The sequence below is a fragment of the Micromonospora sp. NPDC005194 genome (assembly GCF_040608335.1).
Taxonomy (GTDB): Bacteria; Actinomycetota; Actinomycetes; order Mycobacteriales; family Micromonosporaceae; genus Micromonospora.
The window spans coordinates 1-5,997 of sequence record NZ_JBEXIA010000080.1 but is presented as its reverse complement, the minus strand read 5'-3'; the positions used below and the strand labels follow the sequence as shown (position 1 = coordinate 5,997).

Here is a 5,997-nt window from a genome sequence, read left to right as displayed (position 1 = left end):
GGCGCGTCCGGCGGCGCCGACGCGCCCCCGCGCGGCGGCACGGGCTCGGCCGGGGCCCCGTCCGGGCCCAGCTCGCCGCGTTGCTGCTTGGCCGAGCGCAGGTCGTCGATCCAGCCGAACTCCTCGCCGGCCACCGGCTCCTCCGGCTCGGCCTCGGCTCGGCCTCGACCCCAGCGGCGGCCCTTCGCGCGGGGATCACGCCGCTCGTCCGGGCCCTCGTCGGGACGGTCCGCACCACGCGATCTCACTGTTGACCCTCTCCTGCGGCGTCAGTGCCGCTGTCCTGCTTCGTGCGGGGACCGCCCGCGTCCGTGGCCGGCTTGCCGTTCCGACCGACAAGCGCCGGGGCGGGCTGCGGTGTTACCGGTGACCCGGCGGTCGGGGCCGCCACCGACGGGCCCGCTGTCGCGGGCGAGGAGGCGGTCGGGGTTTCCGGGCGGGCGGGCGGGGCCGGCAGCCCGCGGATGATCCGGCGCAGCACCGGCAGCCGCGTCGACACCGACCGTTCCGCCCCGTGCGGGCTGGGCTGGTAGTAGTCGACGCCCACCAGGTCGTCCGGGACGTACTGCTGGGTGACCACGCCGCGCTGGTCGTCGTGCGGGTAGCGGTACCCGGTGCCGTGGCCCAGCCCTCGGGCGCCGGCGTAGTGCGCGTCCCGCAGCCCACGGGGCACCGAACCACCCCGGCCGGCCCGCACGTCGGCGATGGCCGCGCCGATCGCGGTGGTGGCCGAGTTCGACTTCGGCGCGGTGGCCAGGTGGATCACCGCCTGCGCCAGGTTGAGCTGCGCCTCGGGCAGACCGACGTACTCCACGGCGTGCGCGGCGGCGGTGGCCACGCTCAGCGCGGTGGGGTCGGCCATGCCCACGTCCTCGCTGGCGAAGATGACCAGCCGTCGGGCGATGAACCGGGCGTCCTCCCCCGCCACCAGCATCCGGGCCAGCCAGTGCACGGCGGCGTCCACGTCCGAGCCGCGCATGCTCTTGATGAAGGCGCTGACCACGTCGTAGTGGGCGTCGCCGTCGCGGTCGTAGCGCACCGCCGCCACGTCGACCGCCTGCTCGGCGGTGGCCAGGTCGATGCGCCCGGTGCCGAGCGCCGTGGCCGAGGCCGCCGCCGCCTCCAGCGCGGTCAGCGCCTTGCGGACGTCACCGGCGGCGAGTCGGACCAGGTGGTCCTCGGCGTCGGTGGTCAGGGCGAGCGTGCCGCCCAGGCCGCGCTCGTCGGCGACCGCGCGGCGCAGCAGGCCGCGTACGGCGTCGTCGTCGAGCGGCTGCAGGGTGAGCAGCACGCACCGCGACAGCAGGGGTGAGATGACCGAGAAGTACGGGTTTTCGGTGGTCGCCGCGAGCAGCGTGACAGTGCGGTCCTCGACGGCGGCGAGCAGCGAATCCTGCTGGGTCTTGCTGAACCGGTGCACCTCGTCGATGAACAGCACCGTCTGCGGGCCGCCCGAACGGCGCTGGCGACGGGCCGTCTCGATCACCGCCCGGACGTCCTTGACCCCGGCCGAGAGCGCCGACATGGCGACGAAGCGGCGGTCGGTGGCGCCGGCCACCAGGTGCGCGATGGTGGTCTTGCCGCTGCCGGGCGGCCCCCAGAGGATGACTGACAGGGGGGCACCGCCGGAGACCAGTTGCCGCAGCGGCGCGCCGGGGGCGAGCAGGTGGTCCTGCCCGATCAGCTCGTCCAGGCTCGCGGGCCGCATGCGGACGGGCAGGGGCGAATCGTCCGCTACCGGAGTGAAGCCGTCGACACCGGCGGGACCCTCGGGCGCGCTGCGCGGCCCGGTGGGCGCACCGAGGGAGAAGAGAGCGTCGGACTCCATCACGAAGACAGTACCGGGCCCGACCCGCGACGCCGGAATCGCGCTGCGGGCCGGGCCACCGCTGATCGGTCTCGGTCAGCCACGGCCGGGACGACGGCCCCGGTACCAGCGGCCGCCGCCACCGCCGCGCGGGCCGCTGCCGACGCCGGCCAGGTAGAGCGAGAGCAGGAGCAGGCCGATGAGCACGAGGGTGTTCCAGTTGAACAGGTCGGGGGCGCCGAAGTCGGTGTTGAGCAGGTCGAGCAGCAGGGCGAAGCCAAAGACGATGGCCGCGAGAATGGCGAGCATGTCGGTCCTCCGGTGGGGGTTCCCAGTAGGTCGGCGCGTGATGTACCCAATCGGTCGACTCGCCAATCTCCACGGTGGAACAGCACGCGGGCTGCCGGACCCGGCGCGGTCGCCCGTACGGCGGCTCCTAGGCTGACCGTCATGATCATCGACGACCAGGCGCTCCACGACCGGGCCGCCATCCTGGCCGCCGCCGGTGACCACCCGTTCGTCAGGCACTCGCTCTCGCCGGGCGTGCCGGCGCGCGGCTACCGGCGCGACGGCGCCGTGCTGTGGTTGCTGCCGCCCGAGCGCGGGCTGGGCGCGGACGCCATCGGCCCCACCGAGCCGGTGCTGGAGATCTGTGCCGCGCTGGTCGCCGACGGGGTGCTGCGGCCGGAGCATCGAATGCACCTGCCCCGGCTCGACCCCGCCCTGGTGGCGGGCCGGCTGGCGGTGGCCGAGTTCGTCGACTGGGACTTCCACTGGACCACCGTGGCGCCGCCGACGCAGCCGGACGAGCAGCGGGTCGTACGTCTCACCGACGCCGACCGCCCGGCGCTTGCGGCGCTGGTCGACGAGGCGTTCCCGGACACCACCACGCGCCCGGGCGATCCACGGGTCATCGACTGGTACGGCATCCGGGCCGGCGACCGGCTGGTGGCGTGCGGCGCGGACCGCAGCCGGGGCGACGTCGGTTTTCTGGCCGGCCTGACCGTCGCCCCCGACCAACGCGGCCGGGGGCTGGGCGCGGCGCTGACCGCCGGCATGACCCGGGCGCTGCTGGCCCGGCACGACACCGTCGGGCTCGGCGTCTACCCGGACAACGTCAAAGCGGTGCGGCTCTACCGCCGGCTCGGCTTCGCCGACACCCTGTCCCGCACCGCGATCCGCCTCGGCTGAGGCCGCTCATCGACACCGGGCGTCGATGAGCGGCCCTCGCTACCGGTCGGCGGGTACGGGGACCACGGTCGGCTCACTGGAGGGAGCGGGCCGACGGTCGGCCAGCCAGGCGGGCAGGTAGAGCGGCGCGGCGACGGCCAGCACCACCGCGCCGACCACCATCGCGGCGCTGACGCTGACGGCGGCGGCGATCGCGGTCAGGACCACCCCGCCGAGGGCGGCGGCCGGCTGCGCCATCATCGAGTTCAGCGAGAGCACGCTGGTCCGGTACGGGCCGTCGACCTGGCGGTGCAACAGACCACTGTGCAGCGGATTCGACGCGCCGTGCACGGCGTAGCAGGCCAGGTAGGCCACCAGCACTCCGACCGGCCCCGCGAACAGCCCCATCCCGACCACCGTGACGCCCTGCAGGATGCGCAGCAGGGCCGCACCCGGAGCCGCCCCGAACCAGCGCAGCAGCAGCGGAGTCAGTGCCGCGCCGGCGGCCGAGGCGAGCCAGGCGGCCGAGTTCGCCGGCCCGAGCAGCGCCGCGGCGCGTTCCGGGTCGCCGATCACCTCGGCCAGTCGTACCGGCAGCAGCGACTCGAAGGTGATCATGCCGAAGCCCCAGAACAGCTCGACGGCCACCAACGCCAGCAGCACCCGGGAGCGCCGCAGTAGCCCGACGGCCTGGCCGATCATCCGGGGAGCCTGGACCACCGAGGCCCGCAGCGCCGCGAGCCCGGTGGCCGGCCGCTCTTCGACCAGCAGGACGAGCAGCGCGGCCAGCGCGGCCGCCTGGGCGACGATCGCGGCCAGCACCGGCACGGTGAGCGCGCTGACCGGCCCGAGCGGGCCCAGCGCGACCAGGCCACCACTGAGCAGCGCGCCGCCGCCGATGGCCACGCCGATGACGGTGCCGGCGTACCCGAGGCCCCGCTCGTACTCGGCCTGCGGGTCGGCGGCCAGGGTGGCGTCGACGTACCAGGATTCCAGCGGGCCGCTGTCCAGTGCCCGGTAGACGCCCTGCAACGCCCAGACCAGGAAGAACAGCGCGAACGAGTCGGCCACCGCGAAGAGCGCCAGCGAGGCGAGGTTGAGCGCTCCGGCGGCGAGCAGGACGGGTCGGCGACCGAGGGCGTCGGCGAAGCCGCCGGTGGGCAGCTCCAGCGCGAGCACCAGCAGCCCCTGCGCGGTGCCGACCAGGCCGATCTGCGGCAGCGACAGGCCGCGCTCCTGCATCAGCAGGATCATCACCGGGATCATCAACCCCGTGGGGAGCCAGCGCAGGCCGTAGAGGGTGAGGTAGCGACGCCGGACCTGGCGTACGGTCAGCGCGCTCACGACGCCACATCCATTCGCGACTGCGGGGCTCGCAAACCCGGCTCACTCCTCGCGCTCATCGGGGGCCGTCCAGCAGCGGGTAGGCGGCCAGGAAGACCTGCACCGGGCGGGCCTGCGGGTCGGCGGGCTCGGCCGTGTCGACCGGCTCGGCCTCCCGGCGGTACCGCTCCAGCACCTGCCACACCTCCGCCTTGAGCGCCTCCAGCCGCTCGGGCGGGATGGTCATGAAGATGTCGCCCATGCCGAAGGCGTCCCGCCAGGCGGGGGACCATTCGTGCTGGGTGGCGAACCAGCGGTCGGCGTGTTCGACGAGAAGACGCACCTGGTCGCCCTGGATCCACTCGATCGCGGCACGGGCGTCGGGGTCGTCGTCGAAGTCGCTCGGCTCCCAGCTCGTGACGTCGTGCGCGGCCTGCCACCAGCGCTGCCGTCCGCTGCCCCGGTCGGGATCCTCGGTGACCAGCCCGACCTCGGCGAGTTGGCGCAGGTGGTAGCTGGTCGCGCCGGTGTTGGTGCCGAGCAGCTCGGCGAGGGTGGTGGCGGTGGCGGGCCCGTTCACCCGCAGGGCTCCGACCAGCCGCATCCGCAGCGGGTGCGCGAGCACCCGGACCTGCCGCTTGTCGATCCGCACCTCCCGCGGGGTGGGCCGCGGGGTCGCTTCGTCGTTCTTCATGGCTGCACACTATCTCTGCACACTTGCCGTGCACAATAGTTGTGCATAGGAAGTGTGCAGGACATCAGGCCAGGAGTTCGCGCACCCCGCGCAGCCGCGTCCGCAGCAGACCGGCGGCGCGGCCGGAGTCGAGGCGTACGTCGCCGGGCCGGACCACGCCAGCGGCGGCGGCCGTGGTGGTCTTCAGGCCCGTCGCGTCCAGACCGAACCGCTCGGCGACCAGCAGACCCAGCTCGGCCCGGCTGACGGCGTCCGCGCCGGCCACGTTGAGCAGTCCGGCGTACGACGAGCACGCCAGCTCCAGCACGGCGTCGGCCAGGTCGCTGACGTCGATCGGGCAGCGGAACTCGTCGGTGAACAGGACGGCCCGACCGGCGAGCGCCTCGCGGCAGAGCTCGATCTGCTTGCTGCCCTCCCCCAGGATCAGCGAGGTACGCACCAGCGCCGCACCGGGGTCGGTCGCTCGTACGGCGGTCTCCGCCGCCTTCGCGGCCCCGTACGCGTTGACCGGGCTGGGCGGGTCGTCGTCGGCGTACGGCGTGGGACGGCCGCCGTGCAGCGCGTCGCTGGACAGGTGCACCAGCCGGGCCCCCACCTCGGCGGCGGCGAGGGCCACGTGCGCGGCCCCGTCGGCGGTGACCGTCCAGTCGTCGTACCGGTAGGGGGTCGCGACCACGGTGTCCGGCCGCACCTCGGCGACCAGCGCGCGCACGGCGGCCCGGTCGGTCACGTCCAGCCGCCGCCCGACAACACCAGACACCCCGACGGACCCGGAGTGAAACGTCCCCACCACCGAGAACCCGGCGCTGACGCCCCGCCGACAGACCTCCCGACCCAGAAACCCGCTACCCCCGACAACAAGCACCCGCATCCCAGCCCACTCCCCCACCGACGATCAAGAGGTTTGCGTCATCTCGCGGGGCGATGATGACGCAAACCACGTGATCACCCAAGCAGGGGCCGGGGGGGCGGGCAGAGCGGGTAGGCTAACGAGATCGGGAGA

At 74.2% G+C, this 5,997-nt stretch carries 7 protein-coding genes; 1 reads left to right on the top strand and 6 read right to left on the bottom strand.

Translation table 11 applies throughout. The features are described from left to right. From ABZU53_RS31625 to ABZU53_RS31615, 3 genes are all read right to left on the bottom strand, one after another. Window positions 1–248: hypothetical protein (locus ABZU53_RS31625; protein WP_355069237.1), on the bottom strand; the 248-nt coding region annotated here is incomplete at its 3' end. Continuing rightward, a complete protein-coding gene (locus ABZU53_RS31620) occupies window positions 245–1,828 on the bottom strand; it encodes an AAA family ATPase (protein WP_355069236.1) in 1,584 nt (527 codons plus the stop codon). The genes ABZU53_RS31620 and ABZU53_RS31625, both read right to left, overlap by 4 nt. A 75-nt stretch (window positions 1,829–1,903) precedes the next feature. After that, a complete protein-coding gene (locus tag ABZU53_RS31615) occupies window positions 1,904–2,116 on the bottom strand; it encodes a hypothetical protein (protein ID WP_007458297.1) in 213 nt (70 codons plus the stop codon). Between the two features lie 141 nt (window positions 2,117–2,257). Here ABZU53_RS31615 and ABZU53_RS31610 point away from each other — a divergent pair, with 141 nt between their 5' ends. Next, window positions 2,258–2,998, top strand: a complete 741-nt coding sequence (locus ABZU53_RS31610) for a GNAT family N-acetyltransferase (RefSeq protein WP_354856044.1) — start codon at window positions 2,258–2,260, stop codon at window positions 2,996–2,998. Window positions 2,999–3,037: 39 nt separating this feature from the next. On the opposite strand, the gene ABZU53_RS31605 is transcribed toward ABZU53_RS31610, so the two are convergent. From ABZU53_RS31605 to ABZU53_RS31595, 3 genes are all read right to left on the bottom strand, one after another. Beyond that, window positions 3,038–4,321, bottom strand: a complete 1,284-nt coding sequence (locus tag ABZU53_RS31605; RefSeq protein ID WP_355069234.1) for an MFS transporter — start codon at window positions 4,319–4,321, stop codon at window positions 3,038–3,040. 55 nt (window positions 4,322–4,376) lie between these two features. Continuing rightward, window positions 4,377–4,994 carry a helix-turn-helix domain-containing protein gene (locus ABZU53_RS31600; RefSeq protein WP_355069233.1) on the bottom strand — a complete coding sequence of 206 codons (618 nt, stop codon included), beginning with the start codon at window positions 4,992–4,994 and terminating at the stop codon, window positions 4,377–4,379. Window positions 4,995–5,058: 64 nt separating this feature from the next. Beyond that, entirely contained in the window at window positions 5,059–5,865 is an 807-nt protein-coding gene (locus ABZU53_RS31595; protein ID WP_355069231.1) for a sugar nucleotide-binding protein, read from the bottom strand. Window positions 5,866–5,997 lie beyond the last annotated feature (132 nt).